Genomic DNA, 18289 nt, shown 5'->3' on the forward strand with positions numbered 1-18289 from the left:
CAGAGATGGGCGACTTCGTCGACTACCAGAGCCTTAGCCTTCAGCTCCCGTTCGATCTGATTGTGCGTCTCGATCGCCCGGAAAATCCGTGGGATGTGTTGCAGGCATGCCTGCGGGCCGGGTTACTGGAACACCCTCAGGTGGTACTGGCGGGCTTCGAAGCCTACAACGCCAGCGCCGGTCGCGTACGTGAGTTGCTGGCCGGGCCGGATGCCGGCCCCTGTTTTATTCCACCGGATAAATATGCGCAGCGCATGGCGTTACGCAAAGCCTGGCCGCGCTTCCCCCAGCCGGAGTTCCGCTTCTTCGCCTCACCGCTCAGTATTCGTGACGCGCGTGATGCGCTGCTCTATCCCTGCGTGATCAAACCGGTTGATGGTGGCGGCGGGCTGGGTATCTGGTTAGTCGAAGAACCCAGCCAGCTGGATGCCGCCGTCGCCAAGCTGGTGGAAACCATGAACTACGGCGGACGCGGCTTTAGCGGCTTTATTGTCGAGAGCTGGCTGGCGGGCGATGAATATTCGCTGCAGGGCGTGGTGGATAACGGCCATGCGGTGGCGCTGACCTGCTGTCAGAAGGTGATCGAGCACCAGATTGATGAAGAAGGCAGTATCAGCTTCTACGAATCCGGCCATGTTGCTATGGCAGCGCAACAGCTGCCTGCCGCGTTTGCCAGCCTGATGAGTTTCTGCTGCGAAACCTTTGGCTATCGCCAGGGCGCATTCCACATCGACTTCATCATGGTGAACGGTGAGCCGCACTTCCTCGAAATGGGCTTCCGCTTATCGGGCATGGGGGTGGTGAATCTGGTGGAAGAGGTTACCGGCATCAACTGGGCAGAAGTGGCGTTCCAGATTGAAGCCGGGCGCGGTTTACCCGCTTTGCACTTCCCGCCTCAGCCGCAAGCGATTGGACGTTTGCGTTTGCGCCAGCGTCTCCAGCATGACGCCGCCGAGCGCTGGATTGCACAGCATCAGCGCGGACAGCTCCTGCCGCCGCTGAATCTGCCGGTGCTGGAGGTGTCGCCCCGCTCTTCGCTGTATGCCGATCTCACCCGCCATGCCGGGATTCTCGCCACCTTTCGTCTCGCCGCCAGCAGCCGTGATGAGGTGTTGGCGGTGTTCAACCATATTCTCGCGGTGCCGACCTTAGCCACACGGAGAGATTTACTATGTGCAGAATGATTGTGGCTCACGGCCAGTTCGACGCCGCCGCGGTGCTGGATGCCGCGCGCGCCATGAGTTGTGGGGAAACCGCCACGCATGAAGGCCCGATTAAGCAGCATCCCAACGGCTGGGGCTGTTTATGGCTGGAGCAGGGGCACATTCGCACCCTGCACGGCACCGGCACCTTCGCCGATGCCTTACCGGGCATTGATGTCGATCGCCTGCGCCACTGCCGTTTTCTGGCGGTGCATGTGCGTCATGCCACGTTGAGCAAAAATCAGGGCATCGAATTCTCTCATCCGCTGTGGCGAACCAGTGGCGCCACACAGTGGCACATGATGCATAACGGTTTTTTGCCCACGGTGTATGCCCAGCTTGGCATGGCAGAATCCCGCTTCGACTCCGCCGAATACCTTGAGTACATGGTCGAACAGGCCACGCCAGCCGATTTCACCCGTGACTACCTGCGCGACAAAATGGCGCGCGTCGCACCGGGGGGCAGCGCCGCCAATGCGATTTTCGTTACGCGAGAGAAAGCCTGGGCGTGGCAGTGGCATCCTGAAGATACGCCTTATCCCAACTATTTCACGCTGCACCACCTGCATCACAACAACACCACAATTATCGCTTCTGAACCTATTCCAGCACTGGGCGCGGCGTCTGACTGGCGTCGTATGCACAACCATGAACTTTATGAATTTCCATTGGGGGAGTGATCAGCATGGCCATTTTCAATCAGATACGCGTTATCAATCCGAAGATGTTTGTCGAAAGCGCCTGGCTGGATGACATCGTCACCGCTCGTGTGCCACTGCTGGTGTTGCGCAATTTTCTCACGCCAGACGTGCGCGAAGCGGTAGTGGATGATTTGCAGCAGTGCCGCGAGCAGGTTCGCGTATCGCACTATCCCAACGGCGCGCTGACTACACTTGGCCCTTATCTGGCCAAACACACCCGCGAGCCGGAAAACTACTTCACCGAGCTGCGCGATATTCAACCTGCGTTGCCGCCATCACTGCACTGCCTGCGCGACCAGGTTTACAACTGGGTTAAGCATTCATTGCGTCTGGACAGCCTGCAAACCGCCAGCGAACCCGATCTGGGCCACTATGCCGGTTCCATCGTGCGCTTCCACGCCAACGGCGTCGCCAATCCACTGCATAACGACAATATCGTGCGCGATGCCGCTGGCAGTGGTCTGGCGGTGACGCAGATTCTGCATCAGCTGAGCTGTGTGGTCTGTTTGCAGGAGTGCAATGCGGGCGGTGAACTGCGCATCTTCAACAAGAAGTGGCAGCCGGTTGATGAACGTTTCAAAACCCAGGGCGAACTCGGCTATCAGAGCGGCGTGGTGGAGGACAGCGAAGTGTGCGAATTCTCTCCGCGCAGCGGCGATATCTATCTGTTTAACCCGGCGTTTTATCACGAGATTGATCGTGTGGAAGGCGACACGCGAATCACCATGGGCTTCTTCTTTGGCCTGACCGACAAAAAAATGAAGCACGCCATTGCCTGGAGTTAACGCCAGGCCTTCGACGAGGAAAAGAGTATGAATACCTATGAGAAAGTGATTGCCCTACTGGATGAACATCGCGCCGACTACCGCGTGGTGGTGCATGAAGCCATCGGCCAGACCGACGTGATCAGTGCGATTCGCGGTAACGATCTCCATCAAGCGGCCAAAGCGATGGTGCTGGAGGTCACCATGCCAGAGGGGGCGGAAGCACGTTACCTACTGGCAATCGTGCCGGGTGACTGCAAGATCAACTTCAAGAGTGCCGCGCGTGCCATTGGCGGCAAGAAATCCACTTTCGCCGCGCCAGAACAGGCGCAGGCACTGACAGAGTGTGCGATGGGCGCTGTCCCTCCGTTTAGTTTTGATGACCGACTGGCGTTGCGAGTTGATACGCGCCTGCGCGATGTCGGCACCTTGTGGTTTAACGCCGGAGCGCTGGAACGCTCTGTGGCGCTGAATGTGAATGATTTCTTTGGTGTTGTTGGTGATGACTGTTGTGCAGACATCGCCACTCCGGTGACGGCGACCGCCTGAAGCGGCTGTAAGGAACCTGTATGTCAGTAAAAGATATGATGTTAGCGCTGTGTGTGGTGGTGGCATGGGGGGTGAATTTTGTGGTGATCAAGCTGGGTCTGCACGATATGCCACCGTTCTTGCTGGCGGGGCTGCGCTTTGCACTGGTGGCCTTCCCGGCGATCTTCTTTGTGAAGCGGCCGCAGATCCCGCTGCGCTGGCTGGTGGTGTACGGCATGACCATCAGCTTTGGTCAGTTCGCTTTCCTGTTCCTCGCCATTAAACTCGGCATGCCTGCGGGCCTGGCCTCACTGGTGTTGCAAGCGCAAGCGTTCTTTACTCTGCTGCTTGGGGCGCTGTTTCTGGCAGAAAAGCTGCGCTGGAACCATATCGCCGGCATTTTCGTGGCGACACTCGGCATGTTTATGCTGGCAACCGCAGGCATGGAGGGGCAAACCACGGCGGGTATCACGCTGACCACCATGATGCTGACCTTAGCGGCGGCGCTCTCCTGGGGTTTGGGCAATATCACCAACAAAATCATTTTGCGTAATCGCAATGTACCGGTGATGTCTCTGGTGGTATGGAGTGCGCTGGTGCCGGTGGTGCCCTTTTTCGCCTGCTCCTGGTGGTTTGATGGAGAAGCGGAGATCGTCACCAGCCTGCTCAACATCTCATTGCAGACGGTGCTGGCGCTGATTTATCTCGCTTTTGTGGCCACCATTGTCGGTTATGCGATTTGGGGTAACCTGCTCAGTCGTTATGAAACCTGGCGTGTTGCACCACTTTCACTGCTGGTGCCAGTGGTGGGCATTCTCAGTGCGGCGTTGGTGCTCGACGAAACCCTCTCCCCGCAGGAGATCATCGGGGCATTAGTGATTATTCTCGGCCTGCTGGTGAACGTATTTGGCGGGATGGTAAGTCAGCGATTATGGGTGCGGACCTGACGGAAAACATATGGGCGGCCTGAGGGCCGCCCTTCGCGTTATTGGTGATTAATTCAGGATTTCAATCCGACGCGGTTTCGCCTCTTCCGGAACGATGCGTTCCAGATCGATGCTTAACAGACCCAATTCGAGGCGCGCATCGCGCACTACAATGTGGTCTGCCAGCTGGAATTTACGCTCAAAGTTACGCTCAGCGATGCCCTGATACAGGTACTTACGTTCCTGTTGCTCTTCTGCATGTGCCCCGCGGATCACCAGCACATTATCGTGCGCCGTGATGTCCAGTTCACTCTGAGCAAAGCCCGCGACGGCAATGGTGATGCGGTAGTGGTTTTCATCCACCAGTTCGACATTATACGGAGGATAGCCACCATTGGCCTGGTTTTGATTGGACTCAAGCAGGCTAAACAAACGGTCGAAACCAATAGCCGAACGATAAAGCGGAGAGAGATCAAAGTTACGCATAAAAAGACTCCTGAAAATCAGCAAGTTTTGGCAACCTTCCACCATGGACAGGTTGTGCGGCCTGCGGCTGTCCCTATCGGCGACAGCAGCACGACCGTAGTGTAAAAATGGGTGCGCTGAGGGAGCTTTCAAGGGGCATCGGTATTTTTTTGCAGCAATTCTGTCGAAATAGCATACACTCAGGAGTTCTTCCCTTGTCTGACACGACATCGCCATAGAGCCATGCTGTCAACAAGAGACACACTCCAGCCAGAGACCTGGCTGTAGGGATGATGATGATGAAAATGATGAAATGCTTTCCACTGACAGGCTTGCTGGTCTGCGGTGTTTTGACTACCTCAGGTTGCTCCAGCGTCATGTCTCACACGGGCGCCAGTCAGGGCTATTATCCCGGCACACGTGCCAGTGCGGACTTAATTGCCGATGACAATACCAGTTGGGTGATCAAGCCACTGGCCGCCATCGATCTGCCCTTCTCCGCCGTGCTGGATACCGTCCTTTTGCCGTGGGATTACTTCCGCACTGACCATGATTCAGCGCATGAGCGTGTGCTGCAGAGTGAAAAAATGGCTGGCACCGAGGCCAGCCTGGCGACGGCAGCGTCTATGCCGCCGGCATCGCACTGACGCAGAACAGCTGTCGCCAGCCTTCAACTTCTCGCATATACGCGATCTGCTTCCCATCGGGTGACCAGACCACAGCATCACCTGATGGCGGCCGCGCGCTGCGTGCGGTTAAGCGTGTGCATTGACCTGTCGCCACTTCACAACGCATGACGCTGTTATCACAGATAAAGGTGATAGCTTCACCAAAGGGTTGCCAGCTAAAAGCAGACTGAATGCTGCTGCTCATCTGCGTGATTTGGCGCGGTGTGCCGCCATTGGGTGACACACTCCACAGCTGCACAACGCCCGCATCGTCCGCCAGCAAGAAGGCAATCGCACTGCCATCGGGAGCCGCACGCAGCCAGTGGCGCGGCTGTAATGCCAGCCCTTTGCTGTGAGTGATGCGCCGTTGCTGCACCCCCGCCGGTGGCGCAGGTAGCGTGTCTGCGGTGCCCTGCAACGGCGCCGAGCCTGCTTTGGCGTAATCGCCTGACGCCTCTGGCAGATCCACCACAAACACTTCTGGCACTTTGTCGCCATTAGCGGCACGCGTATCGCCAATAAAGGCCAGCGCCCAGCGCTGCCAACTGCCATCCGCTTTCTGATAACCGCGATCGCCAATCCAGCACTCTTCATAAGCACGATCGATGTGATCGCTGCCCGGCTGCGGATCGCGCGTGGTCTGGCTCACCAGCACGCAGTAATGGCTACCATCATATTCACGTGGGTGCTGTTTGGGTGGGCATACCGGATGCAGCGGCACGGCAACGCCCACGTTGCGCAGGTCTTCACGCGCATCTTTCTCATGCATCACGTGATCGTTGTAAGTGAAGCTGAGGCGCGATCCATCAGGGCTAAACACATGAACATGGGAACCGCCGCGCAAAGCGCCTGGCGTGAAGGGTGCGGTGATATCGCAGGCATCGAGATTTTCGGCATTGCCCTGCTGCACTATGACGCCCCGGCGATGATGGAAATCGTAGTGCCAGTGCGCATCGGGATGTTCAGGGCCATGGATACAGACATAGCGCGGTGGCATATCCGGACTGACCGTCACCACACCGACGTGCGCCCCATCCCGTGCCTGATACAGTACTTCTACCGCGCCATTCACTACGTTGACGCGCTCGATGGTTAAGCTGGTAAATGATGCACCGGAAGGCCGTACGTCAAAGGCCAGCCACTGGCTGTCGGCAGTCCAGACGTTGATATTGGTGAGCTGATGATGACGCTGTGCAAAGGTGAGTTGTTTTTCTGACATGAGGCAACCTTACATCCAACTGTTGCCGAACAAAGTACGCGAATATGGGATGAGGTGCAGCAATTTTGCCATGGGTGTCGCGGCTTAACCAGGTCGCCATCAATGGCGACCCTACAAGGATGGATACGGTTTTTCGTAGGGTGCGCATTGATGCGCACCGGCATATATGGCAACCCGACGAAGAACCTGTGCAGTTGGAAATCAACCCACGCGCTTCACATCCCCCACCAGCAGGATGTACGACAGCGCACCGATCAAGGCGACAGCTGAGATATACACCAGCGCAGGCGCAAAGCCGTAATCCTGCGCCAGATAACCCACCACCAACGGCACCGTAATGCCGCCCAATCCGCCGATAAAGTTGAACATCCCCCCGGTTAACCCAATCAGCCTTACCGGAGCGAGCGAAGACACCAGCGACCAGGTGATGGAGGCAAAGCCGTTACCGAAGAAGGCGATCGCCATCAGCGTCATAATCCATACCGGATCGTTGGTGTAGTTCGCACCCATGATGCAGGTGGAGATCAGCAATCCGCAGATGATCGGGGTTTTACGTGCAAAGCCGAGTGAACGTCCACTGCGCACCAGCCGGTCCGCCACGATGCCAGACAGAATCACACCGACAAAGGCAGCCAGAAACGGCACGGTGGTCATAAAGCCGGCTGTCAGGGCAGAAATGTGTTTTTCCTGCGTCAGGTAGTTCGGGAACCAGGTCAGGAAGAACCACAGCGTGGAGGTCACGGCGAACTGGCCGAGGTACACACCACACAGCTTACGGTGAAACACCAGTTTCCAGTCAGCGGCAGTCAGTTTGGTGCGCGTTTTTTTCGCTGCGGGCGCATCGCCATCCACCATCGCCCCACCTTCACGGATGTAATCCATTTCAGCCTGGTTGATGCCTTTACTTTGACTGGGTGCCTGATACACCTTGATCCACACCAGTGACCAGATAATGCCGATACCACCCGTGATAATGAATACCCAGTGCCAGCTCAGCAACTCCTGAATCCAGATCAGCAACGGCGTCAAAAACGCGAGGCCGACAAACTGCCCTGAGGTGTAAAAACCGACTGCCGATGCACGCTCCTGCTCCGGGAACCAGCTGGTGACCAGACGGTTATTAGTCGGAAAAGCCGGGGCCTCAAATACGCCGGTAATGGCACGTAATCCAATCAGCGATAATAATCCGCTGGCAAAGCCCTGGAATAAGGTCGCCACAGACCAACCGAAAATGGCAATAAAATAGGTCAAGCGTGAACCCACGCGATCGAGGAACCAACCGCCGGGAATCTGGCACAAGGTATATAACCAGGCAAAGGCAGAAAACACATAACCCATTTCCGCTTTGCTGATGCCGAATTCTTCCTGAATATGCGCTGAGGCAACGGCTAAATTGGCACGATCGACATAGCAAATCACCACCGTAATAAAAATCATCAGCAACGTAATATAGCGACGCCGCGTCGGTTTAGCCTGAACAGCAGAGAGATCCATGGTGTTTCTCCGTTAGTGTCGCGGCGCAATGTATTGCGCATCCTTGCAAGATGCGCGACAAACCGCGCCGCTACGGGTATAGGGGTAAGTAAAACCGCGTTAGCGGTTAATGTTGGGTGCCATAAAAAAGGGTGAGCAAAGCCCTATGCCTTATTTCAATGGCATATCTTTATCTACGAGATTTTATAAATTCTTATACTCTAAATAATTCAACCTTCAGCATTAAGCATGACGGATATTACCATTCAGCCACCGATCCATCTGGGAAACGCCATAATGGGTTACGCCAGTCCGGCGCATTTTTACTGCGTTCAATCACCAGTTCTTCATTAATTTCCACGCCGAGGCCCGGTTTATTCAGAGGATAGAAGTGGCCATCGTCCATTTTGAAGTCATCTTTATTGATAACGTAATCCAGCAATTCAGCACCCTGATTATAGTGAATGCCCATGCTCTGCTCCTGGAACACCGCATTACGAGACACGAAATCCACATGCAGGCAGGCAGCCAGCGCGATCGGACCTAATGGGCAGTGCGGAGCCAGCGCGACATCGTAGGATTCGGCCATCGCGGCAATCTTGTAGCACTCGGTAATACCACCGGCATGCGACAGATCCGGTTGCAGGATCGCCAGGCCACCCGCTTCCAGCACGCGTTTAAACTCGAAGCGCGAGAACATACGTTCGCCCGCCGCGATCGGGATATGGGTTTGCGCCGCCAGACGCGGATAATATTCCGCTTGTTCCGCCAGCACCGGCTCTTCAATAAACAGCGGGCGATAAGGTTCCAGCTCTTTGATCAGCACTTTCGCCATCGGCGCACTGACACGTCCGTGGAAATCGAGACCGAATTCAATCTGGTTACCGAAGGCTTCGCGGATCTGCGCCACGGTGTTCACTGCGGCATCGACTTTGCGTGAGTTATCGATGATGCCCATCTCTTCACAGCCATTGAGTTTGAAGGTGTCGAAGCCGATGGAACGCAGCTTTTTGATACCGTCCACCACCTCTTCAGGTCGATCGCCCCCTACCCAGCTGTAAGCTTTGATGCTGTCACGCACCAGACCGCCCAGCAGCTGATACACCGGCACACCCAGCGCTTTGCCTTTGATATCCCACAATGCCTGATCGATCCCGGCGATAGCACTCATCAGAATCGGGCCGCCGCGATAGAAGCCACCACGATACATCACCTGCCATAAATCGTTGATGCGCGCCGGGTCTTGCCCAATCAAATATTCCGACAGTTCATGCACCGCCGCTTCCACACTGCGTGCGCGCCCTTCAATCACTGGCTCGCCCCAACCGACAATGCCTTCATCGGTTTCAATTTTCAGGAACATCCAGCGCGGCGGCAGCCGATAGGTGGTCAGTTTGGTAATTTTCATTTAACAGCGTCCTTATATGCAGCAATAAATGCGCGAGCCTGCTCCACAGTGCGCGACAACGGTTGGCCCGCGCGATAGAGATCGCTGCCTAACCCTGCGCCAATGCACCCTGCGGCGATAAATTCATGTAGGTTTTCCGGCGTCACGCCGCCCACGGCAAACACCGGCACCTCTGGCGGCAGCACTGCTTTTAACGCCTTGATGTAAGCGGGGCCAAAGGCCGACGACGGGAAGATTTTCAGCGCCTGCGCACCGGCTTGCAGTGCCGCGAAAGCTTCGGTGGCAGTGGCACAACCGGCGGCCACCGTCATGCCTTTGGCGACGGCCTGGCGGATCACCGCCGCATCGGTATTGGGTGTCACCACCAGCTTGCTGTTCAGCGTGCTCAGAACATCGACCTGCGCCGGACTCAGCACTGTTCCGGCACCAATCAGCGCTTTATCACCAAAGGCCTGCACCATCGCGCCGATACTTTTTTCCCATTGCGGGGAATTGAGCGGGATTTCGATGGCGTCGAATCCGGCTTCAATCAGCGCCCCCACATGGGCTTCTGCTTCATCCGGGGTGATGCCACGCAGAATGGCGATCAACGGTAATTTAGTTTGCCAGGTCATCTGCAATACTCCTTATTCCATGCTGGAACGCGCGGTCGCCTTCCAGGGTGACTGAATCCACGCCGATAAACTGCAGCGCCTGTTGATATCGCTGCGCCAGTCCACTGCTGGCAATAATGATGACCGGTTGGCTGCTGGCTGCTTTCTGCGTCATCAACGCCACTTCGTGACCAATCAGCAATCCGGATAAAAAGTCGCTGATATGGCGACGATCGCGCGCGCCCAGCACATGAGATGCACGCAACTCAAACAGTCTGGCGAGAATCGATGCGTCGTGACTGCCCACCTGCAACCCTTCATTGAAGGCGGCTGGGCATGCTTCCTGCTCAGGTAAACCGGCACCTATCAGTGACTGTTTCAACAACAAATGGTGCAGCTCACCCGTCATGACGGTGCGAAAATCATGCACGCCGTTTTGCTCGACCTCGACCCATTTGGCGTGCGTGCCTGGCATCACATAGCGTTGCGCAGGTTGCAGCGCCATTGCGCCCAACAGTTGCGTCTCTTCGCCGCGCATGACGTTGTAGTTGTCATCACGTTCGACGCTCAATCCCGGCACGATCCACGCTTTATCTTCGACGCGCGTCAGGCGGCTGCTCAGTTGATCCAGCGCTACTGGACAAGCCAGATAAGGAACGGAAAGCCATCCGGCATTACTGCCAACCATCCCAGCCATCACCACCGGCACATCTTTGACGGGCCAACCGTCGGTAATCTGGGCAAAGACTTCAGCCGGTGTGCGTCCGCCAAGGCGTGTCACACCCGCTTCCGAGCGACGTTCATCCACACAGGTACCTTGCTGATAATGCCAGGCGCGCAGGTTGGTTGAACCCCAGTCAATCGCGATATAGCTGCTCACAAAATCTCCTTGAGTCGAGCCGTGGAGCTGGCGATCATCGCTTTTGCCGCTTGCTCCGCTGCATCACCATCCTGATGTCGGATGGCATCAAATAGCGCTTTATGTTCGGCCAGGGTACGCGGCATGTTGCCGGCATCCGCCATGTAGGTTTTCGCAAACACCGCTTTCTGTAACTGGCTGATCGCTACGTTAAGCTGCTGCAATACCGGATTGTGCACCGAAGCCAGCACCGCTTCGTGGTAACGGATATCCGCCTCGTTAAAAGCTTCTCGATCGAGGTGATGGGCAACCATATCGTTGTAGGCCTGCTCAATCGCCGCCAAATCGGTTGAGGTGGCGCGTTCCGCCGACCAGCGCGCAATCTGTGGCTCCACCAGCACACGCACTTCACTCATGGCGGCAATCAGACGCGGGTCCTGATCGTGCGCCAGTGCCCATTGCAGTACATCGCTATCAAGGTAATTCCACTGATTACGCGGGGTAACAAAGGCGCCGCGATAGCGTTTCATCTCCATTAACCGCTTGGCCATCAGCGAGCGAAACACCTCGCGAATAATGTTGCGTGAGGTGCCAAAGCGCTCACACAACTCCGCTTCAGCAGGCAACGCGGCCCCCGGCACAAACTTCCCTGCGACAATCTCTTCACCCAGCGTCAGGATGATGCGCTCGGTTTTACTTAATTGTTCTTGCGTCATGATGTTCCATTCAATGAAAGGTGGTAGCCCATCAGATTACTGCTTTCGCGGTGTGAAACCTAACAAACGCCTGGGTCTGTGACGCAGATTGTAGTACTAACAACTAAAGTTGTACTACAATCTGGATCACAAAACAGACAATCCAAGCGCATGAATGAGCACGCGATCGTTGTAGGGTTGCCCTTTATGGCGACCAGGAGCGAAGGAAGGTTCAATCAGAAGTGCGGACAGCAACACGCCGTCCGCAAAGGAAAGGATTACAGCACTAACTCTTCAATGGCGTGCGCTACGCCATCTTCCATATTGGTTTTGGTGACAAACTGCGCGATATTTTTAACCGAATCAATGGCATTACCCATCGCCACACCGGTTCCGGCATATTCGATCATCGCCAGGTCATTCTCCTGATCGCCAATCGCCATCACTTCCGACTGCTGCAGGCCCAGTTTGTCCGCCAGCATTTTCACGCCATAGCCTTTGTTAACCAGCGGGTTGAGGATTTCCAGGTAGTAAGGCGCGCTTTTCAGAATGGTGTAGCTGTCACGGGCACGCGACGGCAGACCCGCAATCGCTTTATCCAGCAAATGTGGCTTGTCGATCATCATCAGTTTCGGGAAACGCGTGGCCGGGTCCATCTCTTCTACCGCGCGGTAACGAACCGGGATACCGGTCAGGCTGGCTTCATGGATGGTGTATTCGCTGATGTCTTTGTTCGGCGTATAAAGGAAGGATTTATCGAATGCCTGGAAATGCACGCCGAGGTCACGCGCCAGCTGTTCCAGGTAGAGGAAGTCATCGAAACTTAACGTCTTTTCCGCGACCACGTCGCCGTTATCCGCACTGTGCACCAGCGCACCGTTGTTGCTGATGCAATACTGGCCGGGCTGCTGCATATCAAGTTCCATCAGATAGCGCTCGACGCCAACAAATGGGCGACCGGTCGCCAGCACAATGGACACCCCTTTATCACGCGCGCGGCTAATCGCTGATTTCACTGCTGCCGTGACCTCGTGCTGCGGGTTGAGCAGCGTGCCGTCCATATCGATCGCAATCAATTTTATCGCCATAACATCCTCGGTTAAGTCAGAGTTTGTTTAATGCTAGCGCGATTCAGCTCACATTGACCAGTTAATCGACAGAGGACGGCACTGAACATATGTTAAGACGCTTCCAGTTAAACAGTTTGGCGTTTTACAAAAAGTTGTTGGCTTGACTATATAAGCTATTGCTTATAAATTTGTATAAGCAATCACTTATATGGAGATTGCATCATGTGGCAGGTCGAGTTAGCAGACCCGTTTAAGGAATGGTTGCTTCAGCAGGAAGACAGCTTAAAAAAACGCATCGCGGCAGCATTATTGAACCTTCAGCATTATGGTCCAATGTTCCACGCCCCTATGCCGATACCGTCACCGGTTCGCGCTATCACAATATGAAAGAACTAAGGGTGCAATTTGCAGGACACCCTATCCGTGTGTTTTATGTATTTGATATGCATCGTAAAGCCATCGTGTTGTGTGCGGGTGATAAAACAGGCGACAAACAATTTTATTCGCGCATGATTTCATTCGCCGATGAAATTTTCACCCGTCATTTGGACAATCTGGAAGGTAAAAATGACTGAATTAAATGATTTCTTGAAGGATGAATTCTCGGCCTCTGAACGCGCTGACATCCAGCAAATGGCAGATGAACTGATCCTCGAAACCGGGTTGCAGCTGTTACGTGAGGAGCTTGAACTCTCTCAAAAGACAGTTGCTGAAGCGATGGGAGTGAAGCAACCCCGTATCACGCAGATTGAACAAGGTGGCGCTGATCAACGCCTAATCACCATCAAGCGTTACATTGAGGCGATGGGTGGCAAACTTAGCTTACTGATTGAAATGCCAGATGGGTCTGTGGGTAGGACGATTCGGGTATAAACAGAACGAATAAAAAACCCTTCCCGATTAGGAAGGGTTGAGTCACATCAGATATCGATATTGGCCGCTTTCAGCGCATTCTCTTCGATGAAGGCGCGGCGCGGTTCGACCGCATCGCCCATCAGCGTGGTGAACAGCTGGTCGGCAGCGATGGCGTCTTTAATGGTGACGCGCAGCATGCGGCGGCTGTCAGGGTCCATGGTGGTTTCCCACAGCTGCTCTGGGTTCATCTCGCCCAGACCTTTATAGCGCTGTACTGACAGACCACGGCGCGACTCTTTCACCAGCCACTCAATCGCCTGCTCGAAGCTGGTGACTGGCTGACGGCGATCGCCACGTTCAATAAACGCATCTTCTTCGATCAGGCCGCGCAGTTGCTCGCCCAGACCACAGATTTTGCGGTATTCCGGCCCATCAATGAACTCGCTGTCCATGGGGTAATCCGTATCCACGCCGTGGGTGCGCACACGCAGTACCGGCTCGAACAGGTTCTGCTCGCGGTTAGCACGCACGTGGGCCATATAGCTGCTGCCATGTGCTTCGCGTTCAGTCAGGTAAGCAACTAAACCATCAATCCAGCTTTTAACGGCGGCTTCATCACTGAGGTCGCTCAAGGTTGGATGATAGATCAGGCCGCGCAGCATCGCCGATGGGAAACGGCGCTCCATGCGTTTAATCATGCGCTGGGTGCTGTTGAAATCACCCACCAGGTTTTCCAGCGGCTGGCCGCCCAGTGCCGGTGCGCTGGCGTTGGTGTGCAGCGTTGCACCGTCCAGTGCGATAGCGATCTGGTACTGGTCCATCGCTTCATCATCTTTAATGTACTGTTCTTGCTTGCCTTTCTTCACTTTATACAGTGGAGGCTGAGCAATGTAGACATGACCACGCTCGACAATTTCCGGCATCTGACGATAGAAGAAGGTCAACAGCAGCGTACGGATGTGCGAGCCATCGACGTCCGCATCGGTCATGATGATGATGCTGTGATAACGCAATTTGTCCGGGTTGTATTCGTCACGACCGATACCACAACCGAGTGCGGTGATCAGGGTCGCCACTTCCTGTGAAGAGAGCATCTTGTCGAAACGCGCTTTCTCCACGTTCAGGATTTTACCCTTAAGCGGAAGGATGGCCTGGTTCTTACGGTTACGTCCCTGCTTCGCAGAGCCGCCCGCTGAGTCCCCTTCCACTAAGTAGATTTCAGACAGTGCAGGGTCGCGTTCCTGGCAATCAGCCAGTTTGCCTGGCAGACCTGCCAGATCCAGCGCGCCTTTACGACGTGTCATTTCACGCGCACGGCGTGCCGCTTCACGCGCACGTGCGGCATCGATAATTTTGCCGACCACGATTTTAGCGTCTGATGGGTTCTCCAGCAGGTATTCGCTCAACAGTTCGTTCATCTGCTGTTCAACTGCAGATTTCACTTCAGAAGAAACCAGCTTGTCTTTGGTCTGTGAGGAGAACTTCGGATCTGGCACTTTCACCGATACCACAGCAATCAGGCCTTCACGCGCGTCATCACCGGTCGCGCTGACTTTGGCTTTTTTGCTGTAGCCTTCTTTATCCATGTAAGCATTCAGTGTACGCGTCATCGCAGCACGGAAACCGGCCAGGTGCGTACCGCCATCACGCTGTGGAATGTTGTTGGTGAAGCAGTAGATGTTCTCCTGGAAGCCATCATTCCACTGCAACGCCACTTCCACGCCAATGCCATCTTTCTCGTTAGAGAAATAGAACACAGTGGGGTGAATCGGGGTTTTGTTCTTGTTGAGATACTCAACGAATGCCTTGATACCCCCTTCGTAATGGAAGTGGTCAGCCTTGCCGTCACGCTTGTCTTCCAGACGAATTGAGACGCCAGAGTTCAGGAACGACAGTTCGCGCAGGCGTTTCGCCAGGATGTCGTACTCAAACTCCACCACGTTGGTGAAGGTTTCGTAGCTCGGCCAGAAGCGCACACGGGTACCGGTTGCGTCAGTATCACCGGATACGGCCAGCGGTGCCTGCGGCACGCCGTGCTGATAAATTTGCTGATGCACTTTGCCTTCGCGACGGATGGTCAGCTCCAGCTTCTGGGACAGGGCGTTGACCACTGAGACGCCGACGCCGTGCAGACCACCAGATACTTTGTACGAGTTGTCGTCGAACTTACCGCCGGCGTGCAGGACGGTCATGATCACTTCCGCCGCAGACACACCCTCTTCCGGGTGAATGCCTGTCGGAATACCGCGGCCATCATCCTGAACAGACACGGAATTATCTGCATGGATGGTGACAACGATGTCACTACAGTGACCGGCGAGCGCTTCGTCGATTGCGTTATCCACGACCTCGAATACCATGTGATGCAGACCGGTGCCGTCATCCGTATCGCCGATGTACATGCCCGGGCGTTTGCGTACCGCATCAAGCCCTTTAAGAACTTTGATACTTGAGGAGTCATAAGAATTCGACATCAACGTTTCTCGCTCATTTAATCTTCAGGTTGAACCGCTATTTTACCCTGTTCCACGCGGAACATCTTGCCCTTTTCGTCACTCATGTCGATTACATGTTCGACACCAATGGCACTGACAAATACCTGAGCCTGCGTGGCTTTCAGGCGCTCGGCCAGCAAACGACGACGGGTGTCATCCAGCTCCGAGGCAAAGTCATCAATCAGGTACAAACAACGACGTCCGCTGCTGCGCGTCAGATATTCCCCCTGCGCCAGGCGCAGTGCACACATCAGCAGCTTTAATTGACCGCGTGAGAGTAAATCTTCCACCGGCGTGCCCTCTGCACGAATGCGAAAATCCGCTTTGTGCGGGCCGCTGGCGGTATAGGTGAGCGCACGATCGCGCTCGAAATTGCGTTCCAGGAGTTCGGCGTAATCGCTCTCTTTATCCCAGCCGCGCTGGAACGAAAACGACAGCTCAAACTCCGGTAAAAACTGACCACAGGTGGCGATGATCTCTTTAGCGATCGCCGCACTGTATTCGGCGCGCCATTGGCTGATTTGCTCGGCCAATGGCACTAATTCTTGATCCCACGGGCGAATCTGGCTGTAGCGAGAGACCTGACGCAGCGCCGCATTGCGCTGTTTCATCAAGCGTCGCAAGTTGTTCCACGCATTGAAAAAACCGGGTGCAGAGTGGAAGCAGCCCCAGTCAATGTAGGCTCTACGGTATTTGGGGCCGCCGTTGAGCAAAGTAAACCCTTCCGGTGTGATCAACTGCATCGGCAGTAACTGCGCCAGTTCAGCGACTTTGTGGCCATCACTGCCGTCGATACGCACCTTGCTATCGCCGGCACGATTTTTGGTCAGCCCCACCGCCAACTCACGCTCACTGCCTTCGATACGACCATGCAGGACAAACGCATCCTGATCGTGACGAATCACGCGTCCGGCCTGCAAACTGCGAAACGCACGACCGTGCCCAAGGGTGTAGATCGCCTCCAGCACGCTGGTTTTTCCACTGCCGTTAGCGCCCACGAGAAAATTAAAGCCCGGCGCCAACGTCAGATCGGCCTGCTCAATATTACGGAAATCTTTAATCAGGAGGCGGGTTAAAGCCATGAACGAGTCCAACTGCACATTGAGAAGTGGTTTTTCACCTGACCCTGCAATCGAGGGCGTTAACGGCGAAGCTAGTTTGCGCACGGCCAGCGCGCAGGCCCTGGGAGCATACTGAAGTATGTGACCAGGGACGAGCACTGCCCGGGGGCAAAATAGCGAGTAAGTTAGCCCGTTTTAAGATCACAAGCGCATAGGCATAACGACGTATGCCGCCGCTGGGCTGGCGACATCTTCAATCTGCACGCTCGAAACCCCATCCGTCAGCAGCAAACGCACGTTCTCGCACTTCAATGCATTCAGCACATCCAGTACGTAACTCACGTTAAAACCAATCTCCAGCTCGGTGCCACTGTACGACACATCCAGCATCTCTTCCGCTTCTTCCTGTTCAGGGTTATTCGCGGTAATTTTGAGTTGATTTTCGGTGATATAGATGCGAACACCGCGGAATTTCTCATTGGAGAGAATCGCTGCACGGGCAAATGCTTGCTTCAACAGATCGCAGCCCGCTTCCAGCACTTTGTCCGGGTTCTTCGGCAATACGCGGCGATAATCCGGGAAACGACCATCTACCAGCTTGGACGTGAAGATAAAGTCACCCACGTGCGCACGAATGTTGCTGCTACCAATCTGCACTTGCAGTGGGGTTTCGCCACCGTCCAGCAAACGCACCAGCTCAATCACCCCTTTACGCGGGACGATAACCGAATGGTTCGGCAGCGCCTGACCAATCGGCATCGAACATACCGCCAGACGGTGTCCATCAGTGGCGACCGTGCGCAGCTCTTCACCTTCGGTTTCAAACAGCATGCCGTTGAGGTAGTAACGCACATCCTGATGCGCCATCGAGAACTGAGTGGCTTCGATCAAACGTTTCAACGTCGCCTGCGGTAAGGTGAATTCCACCTCACTCTGCCAGTCATCCAGATTCGGGAAGTCACTGGCGGGCAGCGTCGATAAAGAGAAACGGCTGCGGCCAGAACGTACCAGCATTCTGTCACCTTCCAGCGTCAGGCTGATTTCAGCCCCTTCCGGCAAACCGCGGCAAATATCGAGGAATTTACGCGCCGGCACCGTAGTGGCGCCTGGCTCGTGGGGCTGCGTCAGGGCAACGCGAGCCACCATCTCCATTTCCAAATCGGTGCCGGTCAGACGCAGTACGCCTTCACTCACCTGCAACAGTAAATTTCCGAGGATCGGTAAGGTCGGGCGTCCACCCAGTGGGCCGCTAACCTGTTGCAGTGGTTTCAGCAACTGCTCACGTTCTACAATAAATTTCATATGCG

18 protein-coding genes and 1 pseudogene are annotated in these 18289 nt (G+C 55.2%); 8 read left to right on the plus strand and 11 right to left on the minus strand.

Annotation, left to right across the window (positions count from 1 at the left end):
* The 5 genes from PSSD_RS18030 to PSSD_RS18050 all read left to right on the plus strand — a co-directional run.
* On the plus strand, positions 1 to 1184 hold a 1184-nt coding region (locus PSSD_RS18030), incomplete at its 5' end, for an ATP-grasp domain-containing protein (protein ID WP_058973172.1).
* Positions 1172 to 1882: a class II glutamine amidotransferase gene (locus PSSD_RS18035; RefSeq protein WP_058973173.1), complete on the plus strand. Its 711-nt coding sequence runs from the start codon at positions 1172 to 1174 to the stop codon at positions 1880 to 1882. The genes PSSD_RS18030 and PSSD_RS18035, both read left to right, overlap by 13 nt.
* Positions 1883 to 1887: 5 nt before the next feature.
* Entirely contained in the window at positions 1888 to 2688 is an 801-nt protein-coding gene (locus PSSD_RS18040) for a 2OG-Fe(II)-dependent halogenase WelO5 family protein (protein ID WP_039332088.1), read from the plus strand.
* Between the two features lie 27 nt (positions 2689 to 2715).
* Positions 2716 to 3216, plus strand: coding sequence for a YbaK/EbsC family protein (locus PSSD_RS18045; protein WP_058973174.1), 501 nt, complete (start codon positions 2716 to 2718; stop codon positions 3214 to 3216).
* A 20-nt stretch (positions 3217 to 3236) separates the two neighbouring features.
* Positions 3237 to 4142 carry an EamA family transporter gene (locus tag PSSD_RS18050; protein WP_039332039.1) on the plus strand — a complete coding sequence of 302 codons (906 nt, stop codon included), beginning with the start codon at positions 3237 to 3239 and terminating at the stop codon, positions 4140 to 4142.
* 48 nt (positions 4143 to 4190) lie between these two features.
* Here PSSD_RS18050 and ibpA read toward each other — a convergent pair whose 3' ends face one another.
* Positions 4191 to 4607: a small heat shock chaperone IbpA gene (gene ibpA, locus PSSD_RS18055; protein WP_039332036.1), complete on the minus strand. Its 417-nt coding sequence runs from the start codon at positions 4605 to 4607 to the stop codon at positions 4191 to 4193.
* A 278-nt stretch (positions 4608 to 4885) separates the two neighbouring features.
* Here ibpA and PSSD_RS18060 point away from each other — a divergent pair, with 278 nt between their 5' ends.
* Entirely contained in the window at positions 4886 to 5233 is a 348-nt protein-coding gene (locus PSSD_RS18060) for a YceK/YidQ family lipoprotein (protein WP_058973186.1), read from the plus strand.
* Here PSSD_RS18060 and PSSD_RS18065 read toward each other — a convergent pair.
* The 7 genes from PSSD_RS18065 to yidA form a co-directional block, all read right to left on the minus strand.
* Positions 5211 to 6473 carry a YidR family protein gene (locus PSSD_RS18065; RefSeq protein WP_058973175.1) on the minus strand — a complete coding sequence of 421 codons (1263 nt, stop codon included), beginning with the start codon at positions 6471 to 6473 and terminating at the stop codon, positions 5211 to 5213. The two genes, PSSD_RS18060 and PSSD_RS18065, sit on opposite strands and share 23 nt — an antisense overlap.
* Positions 6474 to 6674: 201 nt before the next feature.
* Positions 6675 to 7967 carry an MFS transporter gene (locus PSSD_RS18070; RefSeq protein ID WP_058973176.1) on the minus strand — a complete coding sequence of 431 codons (1293 nt, stop codon included), beginning with the start codon at positions 7965 to 7967 and terminating at the stop codon, positions 6675 to 6677.
* Between the two features lie 238 nt (positions 7968 to 8205).
* Positions 8206 to 9354, minus strand: a complete 1149-nt coding sequence (gene dgoD, locus PSSD_RS18075) for a galactonate dehydratase (RefSeq protein WP_039332030.1) — start codon at positions 9352 to 9354, stop codon at positions 8206 to 8208.
* Positions 9351 to 9968 carry a 2-dehydro-3-deoxy-6-phosphogalactonate aldolase gene (locus tag PSSD_RS18080; RefSeq protein WP_058973177.1) on the minus strand — a complete coding sequence of 206 codons (618 nt, stop codon included), beginning with the start codon at positions 9966 to 9968 and terminating at the stop codon, positions 9351 to 9353. The genes dgoD and PSSD_RS18080 overlap by 4 nt, the downstream gene beginning before the upstream one ends.
* Positions 9952 to 10827 carry a 2-dehydro-3-deoxygalactonokinase gene (locus PSSD_RS18085; RefSeq protein ID WP_058973178.1) on the minus strand — a complete coding sequence of 292 codons (876 nt, stop codon included), beginning with the start codon at positions 10825 to 10827 and terminating at the stop codon, positions 9952 to 9954. The genes PSSD_RS18080 and PSSD_RS18085 overlap by 17 nt, the downstream gene beginning before the upstream one ends.
* Positions 10824 to 11522, minus strand: a complete 699-nt coding sequence (locus PSSD_RS18090) for a FadR/GntR family transcriptional regulator (RefSeq protein ID WP_039332021.1) — start codon at positions 11520 to 11522, stop codon at positions 10824 to 10826. Before PSSD_RS18090 ends, PSSD_RS18085 begins: the two co-directional genes overlap by 4 nt.
* Before the next feature lie 257 nt (positions 11523 to 11779).
* Positions 11780 to 12589 carry a sugar-phosphatase gene (gene yidA, locus PSSD_RS18095; protein WP_058973179.1) on the minus strand — a complete coding sequence of 270 codons (810 nt, stop codon included), beginning with the start codon at positions 12587 to 12589 and terminating at the stop codon, positions 11780 to 11782.
* 204 nt (positions 12590 to 12793) lie between these two features.
* On the opposite strand from yidA, the pseudogene PSSD_RS18100 reads away from it, so the two are divergent.
* Positions 12794 to 13146: pseudogene (locus PSSD_RS18100) on the plus strand (type II toxin-antitoxin system RelE/ParE family toxin).
* Positions 13139 to 13444: a helix-turn-helix domain-containing protein gene (locus PSSD_RS18105; RefSeq protein WP_058973180.1), complete on the plus strand. Its 306-nt coding sequence runs from the start codon at positions 13139 to 13141 to the stop codon at positions 13442 to 13444. Before PSSD_RS18100 ends, PSSD_RS18105 begins: the two are co-directional and overlap by 8 nt.
* Before the next feature lie 47 nt (positions 13445 to 13491).
* Here the strand turns inward: PSSD_RS18105 and gyrB are convergent, their stop codons facing one another.
* The 3 genes from gyrB to dnaN all read right to left on the minus strand — a co-directional run bounded on the left by gyrB (position 13492) and on the right by dnaN (position 18284).
* The gene (gyrB, locus tag PSSD_RS18110) at positions 13492 to 15900 is read right to left on the minus strand and encodes a DNA topoisomerase (ATP-hydrolyzing) subunit B (RefSeq protein ID WP_039332008.1); all 2409 of its coding nucleotides are present in this window, start codon (positions 15898 to 15900) and stop codon (positions 13492 to 13494) included.
* 17 nt (positions 15901 to 15917) lie between these two features.
* Complete coding sequence (gene recF / locus PSSD_RS18115) at positions 15918 to 17003, minus strand: DNA replication/repair protein RecF (RefSeq protein ID WP_039332085.1); 1086 nt, start codon at positions 17001 to 17003, stop codon at positions 15918 to 15920.
* A 180-nt stretch (positions 17004 to 17183) separates the two neighbouring features.
* On the minus strand, positions 17184 to 18284 hold the full coding sequence (gene dnaN, locus PSSD_RS18120; RefSeq protein ID WP_039332006.1) for a DNA polymerase III subunit beta: 1101 nt from the start codon (positions 18282 to 18284) through the stop codon (positions 17184 to 17186).
* Positions 18285 to 18289 lie beyond the last annotated feature (5 nt).

Origin of the sequence: Type-D symbiont of Plautia stali (genome assembly GCF_001485335.1) — a bacterium.
Lineage (GTDB): Bacteria > Pseudomonadota > Gammaproteobacteria > Enterobacterales > Enterobacteriaceae > Pantoea > Pantoea vagans_C.